The sequence below is a fragment of the Sphingomonas sp. JC676 genome (genome assembly GCF_014489075.1).
GTDB lineage: Bacteria > Pseudomonadota > Alphaproteobacteria > Sphingomonadales > Sphingomonadaceae > Sphingomonas.
Map to the genome: position 1 here is coordinate 330673 of NZ_JACTGR010000001.1, position 21898 is coordinate 352570.

20 protein-coding genes are annotated in these 21898 nt (G+C 65.9%); 11 read left to right on the forward strand and 9 right to left on the reverse strand.

The features are described from left to right. Positions 1 to 59: 59 nt before the first annotated feature. The 4 genes from IAG41_RS01580 to IAG41_RS01595 all read right to left on the reverse strand — a co-directional run bounded on the left by IAG41_RS01580 (position 60) and on the right by IAG41_RS01595 (position 4401). Positions 60 to 1574 carry a SulP family inorganic anion transporter gene (locus IAG41_RS01580; RefSeq protein WP_187726828.1) on the reverse strand — a complete coding sequence of 505 codons (1515 nt, stop codon included), beginning with the start codon at positions 1572 to 1574 and terminating at the stop codon, positions 60 to 62. Further along, positions 1571 to 2269 carry a carbonic anhydrase gene (locus IAG41_RS01585; RefSeq protein ID WP_187726829.1) on the reverse strand — a complete coding sequence of 233 codons (699 nt, stop codon included), beginning with the start codon at positions 2267 to 2269 and terminating at the stop codon, positions 1571 to 1573. The genes IAG41_RS01580 and IAG41_RS01585 overlap by 4 nt, the downstream gene beginning before the upstream one ends. Before the next feature lie 111 nt (positions 2270 to 2380). Next, positions 2381 to 3694, reverse strand: a complete 1314-nt coding sequence (locus IAG41_RS01590; protein WP_262408420.1) for an ATP-binding protein — start codon at positions 3692 to 3694, stop codon at positions 2381 to 2383. After that, entirely contained in the window at positions 3691 to 4401 is a 711-nt protein-coding gene (locus IAG41_RS01595; RefSeq protein WP_187726830.1) for a response regulator transcription factor, read from the reverse strand. The genes IAG41_RS01590 and IAG41_RS01595 overlap by 4 nt, the downstream gene beginning before the upstream one ends. A gap of 424 nt (positions 4402 to 4825) precedes the next feature. Here IAG41_RS01595 and IAG41_RS01600 point away from each other — a divergent pair, with 424 nt between their 5' ends. The 6 genes from IAG41_RS01600 (at position 4826) to IAG41_RS01625 (ending at position 13368) form a co-directional block, all read left to right on the forward strand. After that, the gene (locus IAG41_RS01600) at positions 4826 to 5656 is read left to right on the forward strand and encodes an alpha/beta fold hydrolase (RefSeq protein WP_187727823.1); all 831 of its coding nucleotides are present in this window, start codon (positions 4826 to 4828) and stop codon (positions 5654 to 5656) included. A 271-nt stretch (positions 5657 to 5927) separates the two neighbouring features. Continuing rightward, on the forward strand, positions 5928 to 6539 hold the full coding sequence (locus IAG41_RS01605) for a TetR/AcrR family transcriptional regulator (RefSeq protein ID WP_187726831.1): 612 nt from the start codon (positions 5928 to 5930) through the stop codon (positions 6537 to 6539). Positions 6540 to 7014: 475 nt separating this feature from the next. Then, positions 7015 to 7434, forward strand: a complete 420-nt coding sequence (locus IAG41_RS01610; protein ID WP_187726832.1) for a hypothetical protein — start codon at positions 7015 to 7017, stop codon at positions 7432 to 7434. Beyond that, positions 7412 to 8671 (forward strand): efflux RND transporter periplasmic adaptor subunit, encoded by a 1260-nt coding sequence (locus tag IAG41_RS01615; RefSeq protein WP_187726833.1) that lies wholly within the window; start codon positions 7412 to 7414, stop codon positions 8669 to 8671. The genes IAG41_RS01610 and IAG41_RS01615 overlap by 23 nt, the downstream gene beginning before the upstream one ends. A 101-nt stretch (positions 8672 to 8772) precedes the next feature. Next, the gene (locus tag IAG41_RS01620; RefSeq protein WP_187726834.1) at positions 8773 to 11958 is read left to right on the forward strand and encodes an efflux RND transporter permease subunit; all 3186 of its coding nucleotides are present in this window, start codon (positions 8773 to 8775) and stop codon (positions 11956 to 11958) included. A gap of 12 nt (positions 11959 to 11970) precedes the next feature. Further along, entirely contained in the window at positions 11971 to 13368 is a 1398-nt protein-coding gene (locus tag IAG41_RS01625; protein WP_187726835.1) for an efflux transporter outer membrane subunit, read from the forward strand. Between the two features lie 149 nt (positions 13369 to 13517). Here IAG41_RS01625 and IAG41_RS01630 read toward each other — a convergent pair whose 3' ends face one another. Together IAG41_RS01630 and IAG41_RS23060 are read right to left on the reverse strand one after the other, a co-directional pair. Beyond that, the gene (locus IAG41_RS01630; RefSeq protein ID WP_187726836.1) at positions 13518 to 13775 is read right to left on the reverse strand and encodes an SWIB/MDM2 domain-containing protein; all 258 of its coding nucleotides are present in this window, start codon (positions 13773 to 13775) and stop codon (positions 13518 to 13520) included. Between the two features lie 32 nt (positions 13776 to 13807). Further along, positions 13808 to 13900, reverse strand: coding sequence for a hypothetical protein (locus tag IAG41_RS23060; RefSeq protein ID WP_316251065.1), 93 nt, complete (start codon positions 13898 to 13900; stop codon positions 13808 to 13810). Positions 13901 to 14101: 201 nt separating this feature from the next. Here IAG41_RS23060 and IAG41_RS01640 point away from each other — a divergent pair, with 201 nt between their 5' ends. From IAG41_RS01640 to IAG41_RS01655, 4 genes are all read left to right on the forward strand, one after another. Then, positions 14102 to 14320, forward strand: coding sequence for a hypothetical protein (locus IAG41_RS01640; RefSeq protein ID WP_187726837.1), 219 nt, complete (start codon positions 14102 to 14104; stop codon positions 14318 to 14320). A gap of 253 nt (positions 14321 to 14573) precedes the next feature. Then, the gene (gene leuA / locus IAG41_RS01645; protein ID WP_187726838.1) at positions 14574 to 16232 is read left to right on the forward strand and encodes a 2-isopropylmalate synthase; all 1659 of its coding nucleotides are present in this window, start codon (positions 14574 to 14576) and stop codon (positions 16230 to 16232) included. 130 nt (positions 16233 to 16362) lie between these two features. Beyond that, a complete protein-coding gene (locus IAG41_RS01650; RefSeq protein ID WP_187726839.1) occupies positions 16363 to 16827 on the forward strand; it encodes a DUF2975 domain-containing protein in 465 nt (154 codons plus the stop codon). 2 nt (positions 16828 to 16829) lie between these two features. Next, positions 16830 to 17045 (forward strand): helix-turn-helix domain-containing protein, encoded by a 216-nt coding sequence (locus tag IAG41_RS01655; protein ID WP_187727825.1) that lies wholly within the window; start codon positions 16830 to 16832, stop codon positions 17043 to 17045. A 128-nt stretch (positions 17046 to 17173) separates the two neighbouring features. On the opposite strand, the gene IAG41_RS01660 is transcribed toward IAG41_RS01655, so the two are convergent. Genes IAG41_RS01660 through folE form a run of 3 tightly spaced genes read right to left on the reverse strand, consistent with a single transcriptional unit; the run spans position 17174 to position 18904 of the window. Further along, positions 17174 to 17527: a dihydroneopterin aldolase gene (locus tag IAG41_RS01660; protein ID WP_187726840.1), complete on the reverse strand. Its 354-nt coding sequence runs from the start codon at positions 17525 to 17527 to the stop codon at positions 17174 to 17176. After that, entirely contained in the window at positions 17520 to 18284 is a 765-nt protein-coding gene (locus tag IAG41_RS01665) for an SDR family NAD(P)-dependent oxidoreductase (protein ID WP_187726841.1), read from the reverse strand. The genes IAG41_RS01660 and IAG41_RS01665 overlap by 8 nt, the downstream gene beginning before the upstream one ends. After that, a complete protein-coding gene (gene folE, locus IAG41_RS01670) occupies positions 18284 to 18904 on the reverse strand; it encodes a GTP cyclohydrolase I FolE (RefSeq protein ID WP_187726842.1) in 621 nt (206 codons plus the stop codon). The genes IAG41_RS01665 and folE overlap by 1 nt, the downstream gene beginning before the upstream one ends. Positions 18905 to 19132: 228 nt before the next feature. Between folE and IAG41_RS01675 the strand changes: the two genes are divergently transcribed. After that, complete coding sequence (locus tag IAG41_RS01675) at positions 19133 to 21820, forward strand: TonB-dependent receptor (RefSeq protein ID WP_187726843.1); 2688 nt, start codon at positions 19133 to 19135, stop codon at positions 21818 to 21820. Positions 21821 to 21898: the final 78 nt, after the last annotated feature.

The following is a 21898-nucleotide window of genomic DNA, read 5'->3' on the forward strand; positions in this document are numbered from 1 at the left end:
GGAATTTTCTAGACGGTTGCCTCTGCCGCAGCGTTGCGGCTCTGTAAGGAAATGTTGCCTCAGGCAGCCAGCGCCGCGACCTTGCCGGTGGCACCGCTGAATTCGACGTCATTGCCTGCCGCGCGGCGGCGCTGGACCCAGTCCTTCATGAGCTCTGCGCAGCTGTGATCGATCGACGCCAGACGTGATACTTCGAGACGGACGGGCGCGCCGTGCGGGGCCGCCTCCAGCGTGTCCGACAATTTGGGCAAAGTGACGAAGGTTGCTGTGCCGACGAGGCGGATCGTGTGGACCGCATCGTCGGTAGGATGATCGACCTTGAGGCGCAGACGCTTGAGATTGGGGATCAGCTCAAGGAGCGACAATGCCATGCCGACCAGCACGCCGGTGAGCAGGTCCTCGGCCACCACCAGCACCAGAGTCACTGCCCAGATCGCGGCGGGGAGCAGCCCGTAATGTTTGAACAGGTGGGTGGCGTGGTGGATGTTGACCAGCCGCCAGCCGGTGACGACGAGCACCGCGCCGAGCGCGGCCATCGGGATCTCGCGCAACAGCCAGGGCAGCAAAGCGACGAAGCCGAGGATCCAGACGCCGTGGAGGATCGCCGAGAGACGGGTGGTGGCGCCCGCCTGGACGTTGGCCGAGCTGCGGACGATGACGCCGGTCATCGGCAGCGCGCCGACCGCGCCGCACAGCAGATTGCCGATGCCCTGGGCACGGAGCTCCTTGTTGTAGTTGGTGCGCACGCCGTCGTGCATGCGGTCGACCGCGGCGGCCGAGAGCAGGGTCTCGGCGCTGGCGATGAAGGCGATGGCGATGGCGGCGCCGATCACGGCAGGATCGAGCCAGCGGGCGAACATGTCGGCGCCCGGCAGTGTGATCGCCGAGGCGATCGATTCGGGCACGTCGACATGGGCGACGCTCAGGCCGAGGCTCCAGGCAACGAGCGTTGCTGAGACGACACCGAGCAGCGCGCCGGGGACGAGGCGAAGCGATTGCGGGCGGAACTTCTCCCAGCCCAGCATCACGCCGATGGTGAGCAGGCCGATGAACAAGGCGGTTTCGGCCGCGGCGATGCTGGTCGGCGAGATGCCGAGCAGGCGGCCGGGCATGGCGGCGAGATTCTCCAGGCCGCTGGGGAGCGGCTTGGCGTCGAACAGGACGTGGAACTGGCCGACGACGATCAATATGCCGATGCCGGCGAGCATGCCGTGGACCACGGCGGGCGAGATCGCGCGGAACCAGCCGCCGACCCGGGCGATGCCGGCGACAAGCTGGATCAGCCCGGCGAGGATCAGAATCGGCCCCAGCGCCGACAGGCCTTGGGCGCGGACGAGCTCGAACACGATGACCGCCAGGCCCGCGGCGGGGCCGCTGACCTGGAGCGGCGAGCCTGCGAGCGCGCCGACGACGATGCCGCCGATGATGCCGGTCACCAAGCCCTTTTCGGGGGGCATGCCCGAGGCGACGGCGATGCCCATGCAGAGCGGCATCGCGACGAGGAAGACGACGATCGACGCGGTGAAGTCGCGTCCGATCACCTTGGGGGAGGGGAGAAGGCTGGCGAGGCTCATTCCGCCGCCTCCAGAAGCTCGAAATCGGTCGCGAGGCGCTGGCCGGCGGGAAGCGCGACCGGAAGCGGACGATCCTCGCGGATCGGCATGAAACGCCCCGTCACGCCGTCGAGGCCGAGCATGGTGCCCAAGCCGATATCGACGAACCAGCCGTGCAGGGCGATCTCGCCGCGCGCGATGCCTGCCGCGACCGACGGGTGCGTGCGCAGATGGGCGAGCTGGGCGACGACATTCTCAAGGCTGATCGAGCGGATTCGTGCATTCTCGTCCTGCTCGGGATAGCTCTCATCGACCACCTGGCGCGCGGCGACGCCGTGCCGCAGCCAGGCGGCCACGTTCGGCATCGAAGCGAGCTTGGCGGGGTCGCCTGCCAGGCCCTTCATCGCGCCGCAGTCCGAATGGCCGCACACGATGATGTCGCGGATGCCCAAGGCCATCACGGCATATTCCACCGTCGAGGTGACGCCGCCGTTTGCGGTCGAATAGGGAGGCACGATGTTGCCGGCGTTACGGCAGACGAACAGGTCGCCCGGAGCGGCCTGCATGATGTGCTCGGGCACGACACGCGAATCGGCGCAAGAGATGATCAGTGCCTTGGGGCTCTGCCCGTCTGCGGCGAGCTTGCCGTAAAGGGCGCTCTGGCCCTGGAAGACCTGCTTTTCGAAGCGGAATACGCGACCAATGAGTTCGTTCACCGGGAATTGCTCCTTGTCCGGCACCGCGAGTACGCGCGGGGCCTAGACGAGCAAATTAGGGGTGCGATTTTGCCGCAGTGCAGCAGGTTTGTAAGGAATGATTGCGAGCGCTCAGCCGCGCGGCAGGGCGATTTCGGCGCGGAGACCGCCCTCGGGGCGGTTGGAAAGGGTGAGCGCGCCGCCTTCGGCTTCCGCGACGCGGGCGACGATCGGGAGGCCGAGGCCGAAACCGACGGTGTCGCGCGTCCGCGCGGAGTCGAGTCGGACGAAGGGCTGGAGCACCAGCTCCATCGACTCCTCGGGGATGCCAGGGCCGTCATCCTCGACGCGGATCAGCACGCGCTTCTCCTCCTCGATCAGGCGGACGCAGACATGTTCGGCATGGTGGAGCGCATTCTCGACCAGGTTCACGACCGCGCGTTTCATCGCCATCGGGCGGACCGTCATCTCGAGGTGGCGAGGGCCGTCATATTCTACCGAATCGCCGAGATCGGCGCGCTCGTCGCACAAGGTGGCGCAGAGCACGGCGAGATCGGCGGGGACGGGCTTCTCGATATCGCCCTCGCCGCCGAGATAGGCGAGGACCGAGGCGATCATCGCCTCCATCTCCGCGACATCGGCCTCGACCGCGGCGCGGAGCGCAGGATCGGCAATGGCATCGGCGCGCAGGCGCAGGCGGGCGAGGGGCGTGCGCATGTCGTGGCCGACGGCGGCGAGCGCCTGGGTGCGATCCGCGATCAGGCGGCGGATGCGCCCCTGCATCCGGTTGAAGGCGTGGACGACGCGGCGGACTTCGGCCGGCCCGGCCTCGGGCACTTCCTCCGCATTCTCGCTGCCGACATGATCGGCGGCGACGGCGAGACGGCGCAGGGGGAGCAGCATCTGGCGGACCATCAGGCCGCCGATCAGGATCAGGCCCATCGCCGGGATCAGCGCGAGCAGGACGCGTTCGGTTGCGAGGTTGAGCTGCTGCACCGGCTCGCGCGTGCGGAAATAGAGCCAGCTGCGATCGGGCAGGCGCAGCCCGCCGACGATCGCCGCCTGGCGCCCGGGCGATGTGAGCCGCAGGCGCAGATCGGTGGACGCCAGCTGCGGCTCCCAGGTGACGACCTGGTGGTAGATATGGTCGAGCGACGGCGCGATCGGGGGGAGCTGGGGCTGGGCGGCCTTCCAATGCACCTCGTAGCGATCGGTGGTGAGCTCACCGGCCATGGCGGGCCTGTGCTCGATCGGCTGCTCGGCCATGATCTTGCGCGAGATGACGAGATGCTCGGCGAGGCGTCGCGCCTCGTCGTCACGGACCGAGAAGTGGCTGGCGCGCTCGTAGAGGACGGTGCTGACCGCGAACTCGATCAGGATGGTGAGCAGCAGGATCGCGAAGATCCGGCCGATCAGCCCGAGCGGCGCACGGAAGAGACCGCTCAATCGCGCGTGACCGGCACGTTGAGCATATAGCCGACGCCGCGCACCGTGATGATCGGCGCCGCCTTGCCGCCATTGGAGAGCTTGCGGCGCAGACGGCTGACCAGGACGTCGACGCTACGGTCCGAACTGTCGCCCAGCCGGGTGCGCGAAAGCTCGATCAGCCGTTCGCGGGCGATGACGCGGCCGGCATGGTCGCACAGCGCCACCAGCAGATCGAATTCGGCGCCGGTCAGCTCGATCACCGCCCCGGTGGGGGAGAGCAGTTCGCGGCGGGGCAGGACGACGGTCCAGCCGTCGAACTGGAGCGTGCCGCGCGGGCGCTCGCTCGGCTGGCGCTCGGCGCCGCCGCGGCGGAGCACGGCGCGGACGCGGGCGACGAGCTCGCGCGTGCCGAACGGCTTGGCGATATAATCGTCGGCGCCGAGCTCGAGCCCGACGACGCGATCGGTCTCGCTGCCCTTGGCCGAGACGAAGATGATTGGCACCTCGCTCTTCTGGCGGATCGCGCGGCACAGATCGATGCCGCTGGTGCCGGGCAGCATGATGTCGAGCAGGACGAGATCGGTCGGGCCCTGCTCGAGCGCGAGCCACATCTCGGGCGCGGACGAGGCGGGGCGCACGGTATAGCCGTGCTCCTGCAACGCGCGCGTGGTGAGGGTGCGGAGCGCGGGGTCGTCTTCGACCAGGACGATGGAAGGCTGGATCATCGGAGGTTCGGTCAAATACATGCGGGGGTGGAGGTAGGTTCCCTCCGGCGGGCGGTCAACGCGGCGCGAGCATTTGCGGCGGTGCAGCAATACTTTGTCACGAAAGCCGCGTTTTCGGGTGCCAGTACAGCCCAGCGCCCAGTCGATGCCCTCCGACAGCATGGTGTAGCATGGCCGAAGCGCGCACACATTAATCCGAAAGGGTGGGTGGATAACCCGCTCGCGGGATTTCACCTGAGGACGGTCAAGCCGATAGTCGCATCCACAACGATAGAGGGCGAAAGCAATGCGCGAACAGGGCCTCACCATCTTCCAGGGCGCCAACCGGCGCGAGTTCATCGCGGGTGCGACGGCAATTGCCGGCCTGGCAACCATCCCCACCGCCTTTCCGGCATTCGCCGGGACAATCGCAGGAGAACGTAACATGGGTACGGTCAAGACAACCGACGGCGTCGAGATCTTCTACAAGGACTGGGGTCCCAAGGACGCCAAGCCGATCGTGTTCCATCACGGCTGGCCGCTGAGCGCCGACGACTGGGACAACCAGATGCTGTTCTTCCTGTCGAAGGGCTATCGGGTGATCGCGCATGACCGCCGCGGCCATGGTCGTTCGACTCAGGTTTGGTCGGGTCACGACATGGACCATTACGCCGCCGATACCGCTGCGGTGACCGATGCGCTCGACCTGAAGGGCGCGGTGCATATCGGGCATTCGACCGGTGGCGGCGAAGTCGCGCACTATGTCGCGCGCGCCAAGCCCGGCCGTGTCGCCAAAGCAGTGCTGGTCAGCGCGGTGCCGCCGCTCATGCTCAAGACGGCAGCCAATCCGGGCGGCCTCGACATCTCGGTGTTCGACGGCCTGCGCGCGGCGCTCGCGGCCAATCGCGCGCAATTCTACATCGATCTGCCGACCGGCCCGTTCTACGGCTTCAACCGCCCGGGCGCGAAGATCTCGCAGGGCCTGATCGACAATTGGTGGCGCCAGGGCATGATCGGCGGTGCCATCGCCCATTACGACGGCATCAAAGCGTTCTCCGAGACCGACTTCACCGATGACCTGAAAAAGATCGACGTTCCGGTGCTCGTCATGCACGGCACCGACGACCAGATCGTGCCCTATGCCGATGCGGGCCCGCTCTCGGCCAAGCTGCTGAAGCACGGGACGCTGAAGAGCTACGAGGGCTTCCCCCACGGCATGCACGGGACCCATCCGGACATCATCAACCCCGACCTGCTTGCCTTCATCAAGAGCTGAGCCAGCACCGATAGACAGGGCGGCACCCCCCTCCGGCCCTGTCACGACGAACCGGTGGAGGTACGCCTCCACCGGTTATCGTTTTTCCGGCTCCGGCAAATATCGAAGCGATTGCAAATATATCGGGCCGCCCGCCCGTACGGTACTTCCGGTTCGGGGCTGATTGCAGTTGCATTTCGGGTAGGAAAAATGTGTCGATGCGCTCGTTGGAGGGCGCAAGCTCCACATGGCATTGGACTTTTTCGTCAAGCCATCTTATGTACCGATCATTATGAAAACCGCATTCTGTTCCCCCACCAAAGGCCGGCCCCGCGAGTTCGACATGGACGAGGCGCTGACGGCTGCGCTGCGCGTGTTCTGGAGCAAGGGCTATGAAGGCGCCTCGCTGACCGACCTCACCGAAGCGATGGGGATCACCCGGCCGAGTCTCTATGCCGCGTTCGGCAACAAGGAAGCCTTGTTCCGCAAGGCGCTCGATCTCTATGAGAGCGAGAAGCTCGATTATATGAGCCGGGCGCTGGAAGCGCCGACCGCGCGCGGCGTCGCCGAGCGGCTGCTGCGCGGCGCCTATGCGATGCAGACTGACGAATGGGATCCCAAGGGATGCCTGGGCGTGATCAGCTCGGTGGCGTGCGGCGCCGAAGCCGAATGTATCCGCAGCGAAGTGATCTCGCGGCGCGCCTCATCACTGCGCGCGCTGGTAGAGCGATTCGAGCGCGCCAAGACGGATGGCGACCTGCCCGACAATATCGAGCCCGAGGGACTCGCCAATTATCTGCTGGCGATCATGCAGGGCATCGCCGTGCAGGGCGGATCGGGGGCGACCTGCTCCGATCTCGAGCGGCTGGTGAACACCAGCCTCGCGGTCTGGCCGACGCGCTAAAGGGCGATTGGGCGCATTTTCGTCGCACTCGTCGCGTTGCCCAACAAAAACTTGTCCGGTCCATTAACAGAATATGGACAAAAAATACCGGCCAGTATAGAAAGCCTCTTGACGCGACGCAGCACGACTTCTATACCAGTCAGTATGGAAATGATCCGACGCCGCTGGGGTGATGGATCGGCGATGAGGGAAGCGGCGATGCGCCAGCTTGCAGAGCAACGAAGCAGGGCGAGTCCCTGAACCGACGGGGGCGGTAAACACCCCGAATAGTACAGGAGCGGATGACTGGCTTCGGGACAAATGGTCCCGTGGGTAGGTAGGTCATACGCATGTATGGGCGGAAAGCCGGCACGCACGATTTAGGGTGAGCCGCGCCTGACGCATCACAGGACAGCAAGACCGGCAAGCCGGCGGCCATGGGGTCGCACGGCCAGGGAAGGGCTTTGCCCGGCCGGTCCGACATAGGAGACGAACCATGGCCTATCTGAACCTCGCCGAAATGCAGGGCACCTTGATCGCCATGCCGCGCGACTTCACCGTCACGCAGCCCAAGACCGCCACCGGCCTTACCGCGCTGGAATGGCAGGTCGTGGCGATCGCTCAGCATGACCGGCTCTCGACGCTCGAGAAGCCGAGCCGGATGGCGATCGCCCTGGGGGTTCTCTTCGGTGGCGAGCGGCCCAACCCGCGTCTCGCCGATTCCAAGCTCGAAGCGCTGCGGCGCATCTCGGTGCTCGCCTGGCACAAGGGTTTCCGCCTGCCGCAGTTCGAGATCCGCGCCTTCCAGGAGGCGGGTTACACCGCCGACCAACTCGAAACGCTGCTTGCCAGCATCAGCCGCGGCCGCGCGGCCCTGAATCAGGGGACACGACATGAACATGGTTACGCATATTGAGTCCGAAGACGCCGACGCACAGCGCGCCAAGAAGCGACTCAAGACCTGGCATAAGGTAAGCCTGGTCGCACTGCCGATCGCGCTGGTCGCGGGCGGCGTGGGCCTCAACAGCCGCGGCGCACCCGCGATCGCCGCACCGCCGCCGCCGACCGTGACGGTCGCCTCGCCGCTGGTGCGCCAGATCAACGAATGGGACGACTATGTCGGCCGGTTCGAGCCGAGCCGCTCGGTCGAGGTGCGTCCGCGCGTCTCGGGTGCGGTGACGGCGATCCACTTCACCGACGGCGCGATCGTCCAGAAGGGCCAATTGCTCTTCACGATCGATCCGCGCCCGTTCACCGCAGCGCTCGCCGAAGCCCGCGCCGGCCTGGCCAGCGCGCAGAGCGACCTGGCGCTAGCGCAGTCCGATCTTAGCCGCGCCGAGCGTCTGGTTTCGGTCGAGGCAGTGTCGAAGAGCGACGTCGAGCGGCTCCAGGCGCGCGTCCGTGCCGGCGGTGCCTCGGTCGCCGCGGCGCAGGCGCGGGTCCGCAGCCGGGCGTTGGACGTCGAGTTCACCCAGGTTCGCGCCCCGATCGCTGGCCGGATCTCGGACCGCAAGGTCGATGCCGGCAACCTGGTCGCGGCGGGCGAGGGGCAGGGTGGTTCGCTGCTGACCACGATCAACGCACTCGATCCGATCTACTTCACCTTCGACGGTTCGGAAGCGCTGTTCCTCAAGGCCAAGCGTGCGCGTGAGGCCGGTGCGACGGAAAGCCCGGTCGAGATCCGCCTGCAGGACGAGACCGATTATCGCTGGAAGGGCCGGATCGACTTTACCGACAACGGGCTCGATCCCAAGTCGGGCACGATCCGCGGCCGCGCGGTGCTGACTAATCCGGGGTTGTTCCTGACCCCCGGCATGTTCGGCAACATGCGGCTCTCGGCCGGCGGAACGGCACAGGCGCTGATGGTGCCCGACTCGGCGATCGCGACCGACCAGGCGCGCAAGCTGGTGATGACCGTCACGCCCGACGGCACATTGGCCCCCAAGCCGGTAGTGCTGGGCCCGGTGGTCGACGGCCTGCGGATCATCCGCTCCGGCCTGACCCCGCAGGATCGCGTGGTGCTCGCCGGCGCGCAGATGTCGCCCCCGGGCAGCAAGGTGCAGGTCAAATCCGGCAAGATCGCACCCGTAACATCTGCCGCGACACCGACGATTTCAGCTCCGGTCACGGGCGAGGCGACTTTCGCCCGCTGATCGACCTGCCGCCGAGTAACCCCAGGCTCGGCGGCAGGAACCTCTCCTAGCTGCTCGCAGACGAGCGGCCTTCTCGAAGCCCCTTTAACGAGGAGACGGCCATGCGCCTCTCACGCTTCTTCATCACGCGCCCGATCTTCGCGGCCGTGATCGCAGTGATCATCACGATTCTCGGCGCGATTGCCTATGTCACGCTGCCGATATCGCAATATCCGGACATCGTTCCGCCGACCGTCACGGTCACCGCGGCCTATCCTGGCGCGTCGGCCGAAACGGTCGCCGAGACGGTTGCCGCGCCGATCGAACAGGAAATCAACGGCGTCGACGACATGCTCTACATGTCGTCGCAATCGACCGGCGATGGCCTCGTCACGATCACCGTGACCTTCAAGCAGGGCACCAATCTCGATGCCGCGCAGGTTCTGGTCCAGAACCGCGTTGCGGTCGCGATCCCGCGCCTGCCCGAGGATGTGCAGCGCGCCGGCGTGGTTACGCGCAAGACGTCGCCGGACTTCCTGCTGGTCGTCAACCTTATCTCGCCCGACAAGTCGCTCGATCGCGGCTATATCTCGAACTATGCGCTGACCCAGGTCCGCGATCGCCTTGCGCGTATCGACGGCGTGGGCGACGTTCGCCTGTTCGGCAGCCGCGACTATGCGATGCGGGTCTGGATCGATCCGGCCCGCGCCGCAGCGCTCAACCTGACCGCGGGCGAGATCGTCGCGGCGCTCCGCGCGCAGAACGTGCAGGTCGCCGCGGGCTCGCTCGGCCAGCCCGGATCGGGCTCGACCGGCCAGGCCTTCCAGCTCAACATCGAGACTCAGGGCCGGTTGAAGGATCCCAGCCAGTTCGCCGATGTCATCATCCGGACCGATGCCGATGGGCGCCAGGTGCGCGTGTCCGACGTGGGCCGGGTCGAGCTGGGTGCCGCCGACTATAATTCCAACACCTATCTCTCGGGCGACCCGACGGTGATTCTCGCCGTGTTCCAGCGCCCGGGCTCGAACGCGCTCGCAGCGGCCCAGGCCGTCGAGCACGAAATGAAGGAAATGTCCAAGATCTTCCCCAAGGGCTTGGAATATAAGGTCATCTACAACCCGACCGAGTTCATCGCCCAGTCGATCGACGCGGTCTATCACACGCTGGGCGAAGCGATCCTTCTCGTCGTCCTCGTGATCATCGTCTTCCTCCAGAAATGGCGCGCGGCGATCATCCCGGTGGTTGCGATCCCCGTGTCGCTGATCGGCACCTTCGCGGTGCTGGCGATGATCGGCTATTCGCTCAACAACCTTTCGCTGTTCGGCCTGGTGCTGGCGATCGGCGTGGTCGTCGACGACGCGATCGTCGTCGTCGAGAATGTCGAACGCAACCTGGAGCACGGACTGTCTCCACTTGAGGCGGCGCGCAAGTCGATGGACGAAGTGTCCACGGCGCTGGTCGCAATCGTGCTCGTGCTCTGCGCGGTGTTCCTGCCGACCCTGTTCCTCAACGGGCTGTCGGGCGCCTTCTACAAGCAGTTCGCGGTGACGATCTCGACCGCGACGGTGATCTCGCTCATCCTGTCGCTGACCCTGTCGCCCGCGCTCGCCGCGATCCTGCTGCGTGCGCACGACAAGGATCATCCGTCGAACCCTGTATTCCGCGCGCTGCGCCGGGCCGGGGACGTCTTCAACCGCGGCTTCGAGCGGACAAGCAATGGCTATGCCCGGCTCACCCACACGCTGGTAACGCGGCCGAAGCGGATGATGGTCGCCTATGTCGGCCTGATCGCCGCGACGGTCGGCCTGCTCTGGGCGACGCCCACCGGCTTCATCCCGGCGCAGGACCAGGGCTATTTCCTCACGGTCATCCAGCTGCCGCCGGGCTCGTCGCTCGAACGCACCGATGAGGTGATGCGCAAGGTCGTGCAGCGCCTGCTGCCCATCCCGGGCGTGAAGGGTTCGGTGATGCTCGCCGGCTTCGACGGCCCGTCGCAGACGCTCGCACCCAATTCGGCCGCCGCCTATGTGCCGCTGCAATCCTTCGAGGAGCGCAAGAAGCTGGGCGTGACGCTGCAGAGCATCATGGCCGAAGCACGCAAGCGCACCGCCGACATCAACGAGGCGCTGCTGCTGATGGTGCCGCCGCCGCTCATCCAGGGCATCGGTTCGGCCGGCGGCTATCGCCTGATGATCGAGGATCGCGGCGGCCATGGCTATGAGGATCTGGGCAAGGTCGCATATGGCCTGATCGGCCAGGCGAACCAGACCAAGGGCCTGCAGCAGATCTATACCTTCTACAACACCGCGACGCCGCGCATCTTCGCCGATATCGATCGGGCCAAGGCCGATCTGCTCGGCGTGCCGCCCGAGCGCGTGTTCGAAGCGCTTAGCGTCTATCTCGGCTCGTCCTATGTGAACGACTTCAACCTGCTCGGCCGCACCTATCACGTGACCGCCCAGGCCGATCCGGCGTTCCGCCTGAACGAAGCCGACATCGCCAACCTCAAGACGCGGTCCAATTCGGGAGCGATGGTGCCGCTCGGCTCGGTCGCGACCTTCCAGGACAAGACGGGTCCGTATCGCGTGGTGCGCTACAACCTGTTCCCCGCGGTCGAAGTCGATGGCGACACGGCGCCCGGATACTCGTCCGGCCAATCGCTGGACTCGATGGAGAAGCTCGCCAGCACATTGCCGGCCGGGTACGGCGCCGAATGGACCGGCATCGCCTATCAGCAAAAGGCCGCCGGCAGCACCGCCGGACTGGTGTTCGCGCTGGCCGTGGTGTTCGTCTTCCTGGTGCTGGCGGCGCAATATGAGAGCCTGACGATGCCGCTGGCGATCATCCTGATCGTGCCGATGTGTCTGCTGGCTGCCATGGCGGGCGTGAACCTGAGGGGGATGGACAACAACGTCCTGACCCAGATCGGCCTGGTCGTGCTGATCGCGCTGGCTGCCAAGAACGCGATCCTGGTGGTCGAGTTCGCCAGGCAGGCGGAAGATCAGGACGGCCTGTCGCCGGTGGAAGCCGCGGTTCGCGCCGCCCGCGACCGCCTGCGGCCGATCCTGATGACCTCGTTCGCGTTCATCCTCGGCGCCGTGCCGCTGCTGATCGCGTCCGGGGCAGGCTCGGAGCTCCGCCAGGCGCTGGGTACGGCCGTGTTCTTCGGAATGATGGGCGTCACCGCGTTCGGCCTGCTCTTCACGCCGACCTTCTATGTCGTCTGCCGCGCGCTGGGAGATCGTATCTCCCGCCTGCGGCGGGGCCGGGGCGGGGAGCCGCAGACGCAGCTCCAGCCCGCTGAATAAGGACAAACGCACATGCGTATCTTCCTAAGCACCGCCTCCGCGCTGGCGCTCGCCGCCTGTGCCACGGGGCCGGACTATGTATCGCCGCCGCACCCGCAAACGGCATCGGGATCGTTCATCTCGACCAGCGCGGCGGTGACGCCCGAGCCGATCAAGGGCGATTGGTGGCGACTCTACAACGATCCCGTGCTCGACAAGCTCGTCACCGATGCGCTGGCCGCCAACACCGATGTTCGAGCGGCGGTGGCGCGGATCGCCAAGGCGCGGGCCAGCCTGCGCGGCGCACGCGCCGACCGGCTGCCCCAGGCGGACCTGGGCGCGAGCGCCAATTACGGCCGGCTGCCGGCGAGCCAGCGTGCTCCCGGCGCCGACCGTGAGGACTGGCAGGTCGATGCCGGGCTCAACGTCAGCTACGAAGTCGACCTGTTCGGCCGGGTGAGCCGCGGCGTCGAGGCGGCGCGGGGCGATCTGGGCGCGGCGGAGGCGGATGCCGACGCAGTGCGCGTGATCGTCGCGGCGGATACGGCACAGGCTTATGCCGATGCCGTATCGGCGGCCGAGCGGCTTGGCGTCGCGCAGCGCATCGTCGCCTTGCTCGACAAGTCGATCGACCTGACCGAGCGGCGGCGCACCGTGGGCCTCGCCACGCGGCTCGACACCGCGCGGATCGGCGCGCTGCGCAATCAGCGCCAGGCCGAGGTGCCCGCGCTTGCCGCCGAGCGCGACGCGGCGCTGTTCCGGATCGCGACGCTGACCGGGCGCACGCCGGCGGATCTCCCCGCCGAGGTGCGCGAGCGCACGACGACGCTGCGGCTCGATCAGCCGATTCCGGTGGGCGATGGCGCGGCCTTGCTCGCGCGGCGGCCCGACGTGCGCGCGGCCGAGCGCAGGCTTGGGGCCGCGACGGCGCGGATCGGCGTGGCGACCGCCGATCTCTATCCGCGGATCACGTTGGGCGGATCGGGCGGCTCCACCGGCACCGGTTTCGGCGACATTTTCGGCGCGGGACCGCTGCGCTGGCTGCTCGGCGGACTGATCAGCTGGAACATCAACCCCGAGCCGGCGCGGGCGCGGATCGCGGCGGCCGAGGCCGGCAGCCAGGAAGCGCTGGCGACGTTCGACGGGACGGTATTGCGCGCGCTGCAGGAGACCGAGACGGCGCTTTCGGCCTATGCCCATGCGCTCGATCGGCGCACGGCGCTGCAGGCGGCGCTCAACGAGGCCCAGGCGGCGGTGAACATTGCCCGTGCCCGCCAGCGCGAGGGGGACATCGATTCCCTGGCGCTGCTCGACGCCGAGCGCACCTTTGCCGATGCGCAAGCCGATCTGGCGACCGCCGATGCCCAGATCTCCGACGTCCAGGTCGATCTGTTCCGCGCTCTGGGCGGGGGATGGCAGCCGACGGCGTGAGCCCGGCATCCGCGAGTCTTGGACAAGTCATGCCCGAGTCGCGCAACTGAAACTGCCAGCGAACCTGCAAAAGCGAATGGGGCGGGCCTCTTGCGAAGCCCGCCCCATTTGTTTGCAGCTACTAGGCCGGCAGGTGCCGGCCCAGGTGCTTAGCTCATGTGCTTCGAGAGAAGCTTGTTCATCTCGAACATGGTGCACTTATCGACGCCGAAGATCGGCTTAAGCGTGGCGTCCGCAATAATTTCCCGCTTGTTTGCAGGGTTCTGGAGGTTGTTCTTCTTGATGTATTCCCACATCTTGCTGACAACCTCGCTCCGCGGAAGCGCGGCGGAGCCGGTGATCTTCGCCAATTCAGGCGAAGGAGTGACCGGCTTGGCGATGCCGCCGCGTGCTTTCGTCTCGGCCATATTCTGTTCTCCTGTTCGTGCCCTTTTTCGGGCTATTCCTTCGTCAGCGCCTCGGGATTTTGAGAGGCTCTCCCCCCGTTGTCGCTCTCGACGATGTACTGTGGTTCGTGCCCGGATGCACGCACCTGATGCCCTTTGATCTTGGTATCGTGCGTCTGTCTAGAGACGACGTGACCGGGAACGACGGTTCCGTACGATTTTCAGTTAACATGATTGTCACTTTTGAGGGCCTTCGCCATGGTCCTTCAGCGCCGCGCCGGCAAAATGGTTGCGTATCCGGCGGGCCGCGCCATGCTGTCGTCGCAGTTGGGACACGGGAGAGCGCGATGCGGGTGCTGGTGCTGGCGGGACTGGTGGTGCTGAGCGGCTGCGGAGGTGGCGGGACGACCGGCACCAATTATTCCGATCCGCCCCCGATGGCCGAGATCGTCGCGACGCCGAGCCCCAAGGCTTCTGCCAGCGAGGAGGTCACGGCCGCCAATGTCGTCGAGGACGATGCGGCGGTTCCGAATATCGATACCGCGGTAGCCGAAAACGCCAACTAGCGGCCGAGCCGCGCCATTTTCGTCTATAGGATGGGAATGGCGACGCGTTTTCCGAGATCGGTCTTTGGTGGACAAATCCGCGGCGTTCGGCCAAGATTGCCGGCGTGACGATCGCCGCCAGCCTTATCCTGCGACTTATCCGCCCTTAGGGGCAGGTGTCGCTGCGCGCGCGTCCCCCTAAGGGCTTTACGGACCTTCTTTGCTCCACCGGGCTTGGCTATGCGCCGCCCGCGAACCCTTGAGAGATACGCTGATGTTGCGCGATCCGAGTGTAAAATACCGTCCCTTTCCCCAGGTCGATCTGCCCGACCGGCAATGGCCGAGCCGAACGATCACCAAGCCGCCGCGCTGGCTGTCGACCGACATGCGCGACGGCAACCAGGCGCTGATCGATCCGATGGACAGCGAGAAGAAGCAGCGCTTCTTCGATCTGCTGGTGAAGGTGGGTGTCAAGGAGATCGAGGTCGGTTTCCCGAGCGCGGGCGCGACAGAGTTCGACTTCATCTCGGGCCTGGTGCGCGGGGGGAAGGTCCCCGACGACGTGATCGTTCAGGTGCTCACCCAGTCACGCCGGGATCTGATCGAGACGAGCTTCCAGTCGCTGAAGGGCGCGAGGCAGGCGATCGTTCACCTCTACAACGCGGTCTCGCCCGCATGGCGGCGGATCGTGTTCGGGATGAGTCGCGACGAGATCCGCGAGATCGCGGTGGCCGGCGCCAAGGTGCTGCGCGACGAGGCGGCGAAGCAGCCTGATACCGACTGGCATTTCGAATATTCGCCGGAGACCTTCTCGACCGCCGAGCTCGATTTCTCGGTCGAGGTCTGCGAGGCGGTGATGGAGATATTGCGCCCGACGCCGGAGCGTCCGCTGATCCTCAACCTGCCGGCGACCGTCGAGGCGGCGACGCCGAACATCTATGCCGATCAGATCGAATGGTTCGGGCGGAACATCCGCAACCGGGATTGCGTGGTGATCAGCCTGCACACACACAACGACCGCGGCACCGGCGTCGCCGCGTCCGAGCTGGGGCTGCTTGCCGGCGCGGATCGGGTCGAGGGCTGCCTGTTCGGCAATGGCGAGCGCACGGGCAACGTCGATCTCGTGACACTCGCGCTCAACATGTACACGCAAGGTGTTGATCCGGGATTGAATTTTTCCGACATCGACCAGGTCATCCAGACCGTCGAATATTGTAACCAGCTGCCGGTCCATCCGCGCCATCCCTATGCGGGCGAGCTGGTGTTCACGGCCTTTTCGGGCAGCCATCAGGACGCGATCAAGAAGGGCTTCGCGGCGCAGGAAGCGCGCAACGACCAGCTCTGGGACGTGCCCTATCTGCCGATCGATCCCAAGGATCTGGGCCGTGATTACGAAGCGGTGATCCGCGTCAACTCGCAGTCGGGCAAGGGCGGGATCGCCTGGGTGCTCGAGCAGGACCGGGGCCTCAAGCTTCCCAAGCGGATGCAGGCGGACTTCAGCCGGCACGTCCAGGCGCTCGCCGACGAGACCAGCCGCGAGCTCAACGCCGCCGATATCGGCGCGCTGTTCGACCGGACGTACCTGCCCGGCAGCGATGCCCGGATCGCATTGGTCGATTATGAAGAGAGCGGCGCCGCTGGGAGCCGCGTCTTCGTCGGCCGCATCGCGGTGGACGGCGAGACGCGGTCGATCTCCGGGCGCGGCAACGGCCTGATCTCGGGCGTGATCGACGCGCTTTCCGGCACGACCGGGCCGACGCTCGACGTGGTCGATTACAGCGAGCACGCGATCGGGCATGGCGCCGATGCGCAGGCGGCGGCCTATGTCGAGTGCCGGACGAACGACGGGCGCACGGTGTTCGGCGTGGGCATCGATGCGGACATCGCGACCGCTTCGGTGCGGGCGGTGCTCAGTGCAGCGAATCGGGCCTGATTATCGATTATCGATAAATTTATTTGACGTTTATCGATATATGACATATCGAAAGTCGTGATCAATCACGACTCAAGGACATGTCATGCCTCGATCTGCCCCTCCCATGCTTGCCGTTTCGCACGGCCTTTTGCGCGCTCTCATCGCACTAAACCTGCTGGCCGGTGTCTTCATTCTGGGGCTGCTGGTCACCAGTTTCGTCGCCGAGCCCTTCTTCGTGCAGGGGCTCGGCATGCAGCGCGCCGACGGCGGTCCCGCGCCGATCCTCGGCGGACGGCTGATCATGGCGATCGGGCTCGCCTCGGTCCCGCTCGCGCACATCCTGCTGACCCGGCTGCTGGGGATCGTCGGCACGGTGGGTTCGGGCGACCCCTTCGTCTCGCGCAATGCGGAGCGCCTGAGGGCGTGCGCCTGGACGGTGCTCGGACTTGAGGGGATGCACCTGTTGGTCGGCGCGGTTTCCGCCGCCAGCCCGATCGACATCGGCTGGAGCTTCTCGCCGATCGGGCTGCTCGCGGTGCTGCTGCTCTTCGTCCTCGCCCAGGTCTTCGCCGAGGGCGCGCGGATGCGCGATGACCTCGAAGGGACGGTGTGACCGTGGCGATCATCGTCAACCTCGACGCCGTGCTTCACGACCGACGCATGACGCTCACCGAACTGGCCGACCGGATCGGGATCGCGCTCGCCAATCTTTCGATCCTCAAGACGGGCAAGGCGCGCGCAATCCGCTTCTCAACGCTTGAGGCGATCTGCGAGGCGCTCGAATGCCAGCCGGGCGACCTGCTCGAATTCTCCCCGGAGGGAGAGCCGTAAAGACCGAAGTGCCGCTGTGGCGCTGTACCTGCTGCGCGATATATCTGGTGATGGTGGCGGGCTGGGGGTGCCGTGGCGCTATGTCGTTGCGAACTATTTGATCGCGCCGGGCGATCGATGGCGTTGATCTAGGCGCGCGCTCGGACGATTTCGCAGCCGACTCGGGCATCGGGATAGATGTCGAGCTTCATCGAGCGAACACGGACCTTCCGGACGCCGATATTGGCGAGCGCGAGTGCGGCGACGGCGTCGCAGAGCGTTTCCTGAAGCTCGAAATGACGTGATTCCACAAGCTTGCGGATATTCTCTCGCAGAAAATCATAATCTACCACTTCGCCGATCCGATCCTCGGGCACGCGGTCGTAGGCGCAGTCCATCGCGACATCGAGGCGGACGCGTTGTGGGGCGGCGCGCTCGGATGCGTGGATGCCGAGGCCCATCGTCACCTCCAGCCCTTCGAGCAGGATCGTATATTCAATCATGGGGACGCCCACGCCCTTCGAACATCACGTCGCCGTCGCGCGGCAGGAAGCGCTGGCCGCAGTCGACGAAGATGTTCTGGCCGGTGATGCTGCGGCTGGTCAGCAGATGCTCTACCGTCGCGGCGATGTCGTCGAGCGCGACCGGGTGCTGGAGCAGGTTCCGGCGCGCATGCTCGGCGAATTCCTGCTCGCTCTGGTCGAGGCTGGGGAGGGTGAGGCCGGGGGAGACCGCGTTGACGCGGATCTTCGGGGCCAGTGCGCGCGCCATCATCTCGGTCGCGGCGGCGAGCGCGGCCTTGCTGCAGGTATAGGTGAAGAAATCGGGGTTCAGATTAGCGAGCTTCTGGTCGAGCAGGTTGACCACGGCGCCGTCCTCGAGATCGTCCTGCGCTGCCATCGCGGAGGCCAGTGCTACCGGCGCGCCCAGGTTCACGCGCATATGCTGGTCGAGCAGCGCGAAATCGGTGAGCGGCAGCGCGTCGAAGGCGAATTGCGAGGCGTTGTTGACCAGTCCGGTCACCGGCCCGCCAAGCCCCTCGCGTGCCGCATCGATCAGCGCGGGCGCCGTCGCCGGATCGGCAAGCTCGCCGCAAACGACACAGGCGCGGCCACCCGCCGCGGCGATCGTCTGCCGCAGGGCTTCCGCGTCCTCGGGGGCATGGTGGTGATGGATCGCCACGCCATGGCCGCGCAAGGCCAGGCGGCGCGCGATGCCCGCGCCGATCCGCCGTGCTCCGCCGGTCACCAGGACGCGCATCAATAGCCCATCAGTTTGAGCACTTCCTGCCGGCTGCGCTCGTCGTCGCGGAACACGCCCATCATGCGGCTGGTGACCATGCCGACACCTGGCGTGCGCACGCCGCGCGCGGTCATGCAGGCATGAGTCGCGTCGATCACCACTGCGACGCCCTGCGGCTTGAGCTGTTCCCAGATGCAGTCGGCGATCTGCGCGGTGAGGCGTTCCTGAACCTGGAGGCGGCGCGCGAAGCCGTGGAGGACGCGCGCGAGCTTCGAGATGCCAACGACGCGGTCCTTGGGCAGATAGGCGATCGAGGCCTTGCCGGTGATCGGCGCCATGTGATGCTCGCAATGCGACTGGAACGGGATGCCGTTCAACAGGACGATATCATCATAGCCCCCGACTTCCTCGAACACCCGGCTGAGATGATGAGCGGGATTCTCGCCATAGCCGCTGCAATATTCCTTCCAGGCGCGGGCGACGCGCTGCGGGGTGTCGAGGAGCCCCTCGCGATCGGGGTCGTCGCCGGCCCAGCGGATCAGCGTGCGGACCGCCTCGGCGACGTCTTCGGGCACGGGAATCTTGGGCAGCGGCGCAACGATATCGCCGTCCTCAGGGTCGCCGTGAAATCCGCTCATCCGCTCGTCCTTCCTCGCCTTTCAAGCATTTACGCTACGGCATCCGCACTTTGCCGGCACAAGGGGGAAAGGGCGACTGCGCGGACCTGAAAAAATCGGCCCAAAACCGCGGAGTTCCGCCCTTCATTCCCGTTGACGGCTCGAAAAATGCAGCGTTAGTTGCGTCCGTTATAAAAGCAACGCCGCGATCGGCATAAGATCGGCGCGGCGCCAGGAGAGGGGAATCCTATGAAGAAGCTCGAGTTGCTCGCGGCAACGGCACTTACGCTGTTCCTTGCGGCCCCCGCCTATGCGCAGGACGCCGCGCGGGCCAGCGAACCCGATACCAATTCGCAGGACTATCAATCGGCGAACGACATCGTCGTCACGGCCACCCGCCGCAACGAGACGGTGCAGGACGTGCCGATCGCGATCACTGCGGTGGGCGCCGAGCTTCTCGAAAATGCCGGCGTGCAAGATATCCGCGGGCTCGAGCAGCTCGCGCCGAGCCTTCAGACCACGACCGGCCAGTCCGCAGCGACGGGATCGTCGCTGTCGATCCGCGGCATCGGCACCGCAGGCGACAATCCGGGCTTCGAGCCGGCCGTGGGCGTCTTCATCGACGGCGTTTTCCGGCCCCGTGCGGGTGTCGCGCTCTCCGAACTCCCCGAGCTGGAGCGCGTCGAGATCCTGCGTGGCCCGCAGGGCACGCTGTTCGGACGCAACACCTCCGCGGGCGCGCTGTCGATCTTCACGGCGCTGCCGCAGTTCGACAAGCTGGGCGGCTATATCGAGGGCAGCTACGGCAATTATAACGCCTATGAGATCGAAGGCGCGATCACCGGGCCGGTGAGCGAGAAGCTCGCACTGCGCTTCGACGGGGGCTATCGCAAGCGCGACGGATATATCCAGGACGCCAACAGCGATCGCTCGATCAACAATATCGATCGCTATAATCTGCGCGGCCAGGCGCTGCTCGACACCGGCGACATCACCTTCCGACTGATCGCGGACTATGCCGAAACCAAGGAAGCTTGCTGCGGCGCGGTGAGCATTGCGCGAGGTCCGCTGACGGGAGCGATCACATCGATCGCGTCGGCGCAGGGGCTGACCGGCCTTTACACCGGCCCTGCGTCGGATCGCATCCAGGCGATATCGCCCAATCGCGACTATCTGGAGAAGGTCCGCGATTACGGCGTCTCGGGCGAGCTCAATTGGGATCTGGGCGACGTCAAGATGACGTCGATCACCGCGTACCGCAAATGGCGCGCGATCCGCGACCAGGACATCGATTTCTCGGGCATCGACCGCGCCTATCGCAGCGGCTACCGTACCGACCTCACCGATTTCACCCAGGAACTGCGCTTCCAGGGTTCTGCATTCAACGACAAGCTCGATTGGCTCGTCGGCGGCTTCTACCTGAACGAGACGCTGAAGCTGCGCGACACGGTGAAGATCGGCAATGACGGCAACCGCTATGTCGACACGGTGTTCGCAGGCGCGCTCGGCGCTCCGCCGCCAGCGGGGTTCGGAACGCCGCTGCAATTCTACGGTTCGCTTGGACCGAGCGTCCCGCTGTTCGGTGCAGCCTTGCTCAATCCGGCGGTTCCGAACTCGCTGGCGGCGCTGCGGGCGGCCTATGGCGCGTCGCTCGGGCCGCTGGTCGGCTGTTTCCGCGCGAATGTCGGCGTGGCGCCATCGTCGCTCTGCGTCATCCCCGGCGTCCCGTCTGCGCCGGTGCCGGGATTGGCGGCGCTGGTGACCAGCCCGCTCCCGGGCGCGATACCCGGCCAGGGCAACAATCCGGACGATTTCCGCGTCAAGACCGATGCGTTCGCGCTCTTCACGCACAACATCATCCACGTGACCGACCGGCTCTCGCTCACGCTCGGCGCGCGTTGGAATCATGAATCGAAGAAGCTCGATGCCACGATCAACAACAATCTGGGTAGCTGCGCCTTCTTCAACCAGGTGCGCGCGGGCAATCCGGCGGCGGCAACCTATGCCTTTTATCTGAAACAGGCTGGCCTGTTCAACAACCTCTTCCTGTTGAGCTGCAACCCGGCGGTGAACACCGAGTTCAACGGCAGCTATGCGCACAAGCAGAGCGAGGACAAGATCACCGGCACGGTGAAGCTCGCCTACAAGGCCTCCGATCGCTTGCTCGTCTATGGAAGCTATGATCGCGGCTACAAGTCGGGCGGCTACAATCTTGACCAGGCGACCTTCGATTCGGTGCTGCTCGGCGGCAACGGCGCGCAGGGCAGTGACCTGGCGTTCGGATCCGAGACGGTGGACTCGTACGAAGTGGGCGTGAAGTTCAGCCCAAGCCGCGAATTCACGTTCAACATCGCAGGCTTCTACGGCAAGTATCACGATCTGCAGAACCTGGTGTTCAGCGGCAACAACTTCGTCGTGCAGAACATCGATTCATCGACTTCGAAAGGCGTCGAGGCCGAGGCGATCATCCGCCCGGCGCAGGATTTCACCGTGCGGTTCGGCTACACCTATCTCGACGCGAAATATGACGACTCGAACAACTTCACCGGCACGCCGCTGGCGGGGCTGGAAGGCCAGCAGATCCAGAACCAGCCGCGCCATGTGATCAACAGCGCGGTGACGTGGGAGCCCAATGTCACCGACAATCTGAAGGGCCTGGTCCATGTCGACATGCGCTACAACAGCGCGACCGAGATCGCCGGCACCAGCACCGTTCCGGGCCGCGGGATCGTCCGCAATCCTGGTTATCCGCTGATCAACGCGCGCGTCGGCCTGCAGACCGCGGACGGCAAGATCAAGGGCGAGTTCTACGTCGAGAACCTGACCAACCAATATTACAACATCACCGGCTTCGCGGTGCCCGAGCAGACGGGCAATTATGCCGGCTATCCGGGCTATCCGCGCTTCTACGGCGTGCGGGCGCGCTTCGGCTTCTAAGGTCTACGATAGAGTTGAAAGGGGCGTCCCGGACCACCCGGGGCGCCCCTTTTCGTTCCTCCGGGAGCGGTCGCGCTC

What these genes read in the sequence shown, in the direction of transcription:
- IAG41_RS01580 (WP_187726828.1), bottom strand. Translation starts at nt 1,574, where the DNA reads ATGAGCCTCGCCAGCCTTCTCCCCTCCCCCAAGGTGATCGGACGCGAC.
- IAG41_RS01595 (WP_187726830.1), bottom strand. Translation starts at nt 4,401, where the DNA reads ATGATCCAGCCTTCCATCGTCCTGGTCGAAGACGACCCCGCGCTCCGC.
- IAG41_RS01600 (WP_187727823.1), top strand. Translation starts at nt 4,826, where the DNA reads ATGGGTACGGTCAAGACAACCGACGGCGTCGAGATCTTCTACAAGGAC.
- IAG41_RS01605 (WP_187726831.1), top strand. Translation starts at nt 5,928, where the DNA reads ATGAAAACCGCATTCTGTTCCCCCACCAAAGGCCGGCCCCGCGAGTTC.
- IAG41_RS01610 (WP_187726832.1), top strand. Translation starts at nt 7,015, where the DNA reads ATGGCCTATCTGAACCTCGCCGAAATGCAGGGCACCTTGATCGCCATG.
- IAG41_RS01615 (WP_187726833.1), top strand. Translation starts at nt 7,412, where the DNA reads ATGAACATGGTTACGCATATTGAGTCCGAAGACGCCGACGCACAGCGC.
- IAG41_RS01620 (WP_187726834.1), top strand. Translation starts at nt 8,773, where the DNA reads ATGCGCCTCTCACGCTTCTTCATCACGCGCCCGATCTTCGCGGCCGTG.
- IAG41_RS01625 (WP_187726835.1), top strand. Translation starts at nt 11,971, where the DNA reads ATGCGTATCTTCCTAAGCACCGCCTCCGCGCTGGCGCTCGCCGCCTGT.
- IAG41_RS01630 (WP_187726836.1), bottom strand. Translation starts at nt 13,775, where the DNA reads ATGGCCGAGACGAAAGCACGCGGCGGCATCGCCAAGCCGGTCACTCCT.
- IAG41_RS01640 (WP_187726837.1), top strand. Translation starts at nt 14,102, where the DNA reads ATGCGGGTGCTGGTGCTGGCGGGACTGGTGGTGCTGAGCGGCTGCGGA.
- leuA (WP_187726838.1), top strand. Translation starts at nt 14,574, where the DNA reads ATGTTGCGCGATCCGAGTGTAAAATACCGTCCCTTTCCCCAGGTCGAT.
- IAG41_RS01660 (WP_187726840.1), bottom strand. Translation starts at nt 17,527, where the DNA reads ATGATTGAATATACGATCCTGCTCGAAGGGCTGGAGGTGACGATGGGC.
- IAG41_RS01665 (WP_187726841.1), bottom strand. Translation starts at nt 18,284, where the DNA reads ATGCGCGTCCTGGTGACCGGCGGAGCACGGCGGATCGGCGCGGGCATC.
- folE (WP_187726842.1), bottom strand. Translation starts at nt 18,904, where the DNA reads ATGAGCGGATTTCACGGCGACCCTGAGGACGGCGATATCGTTGCGCCG.
- IAG41_RS01675 (WP_187726843.1), top strand. Translation starts at nt 19,133, where the DNA reads ATGAAGAAGCTCGAGTTGCTCGCGGCAACGGCACTTACGCTGTTCCTT.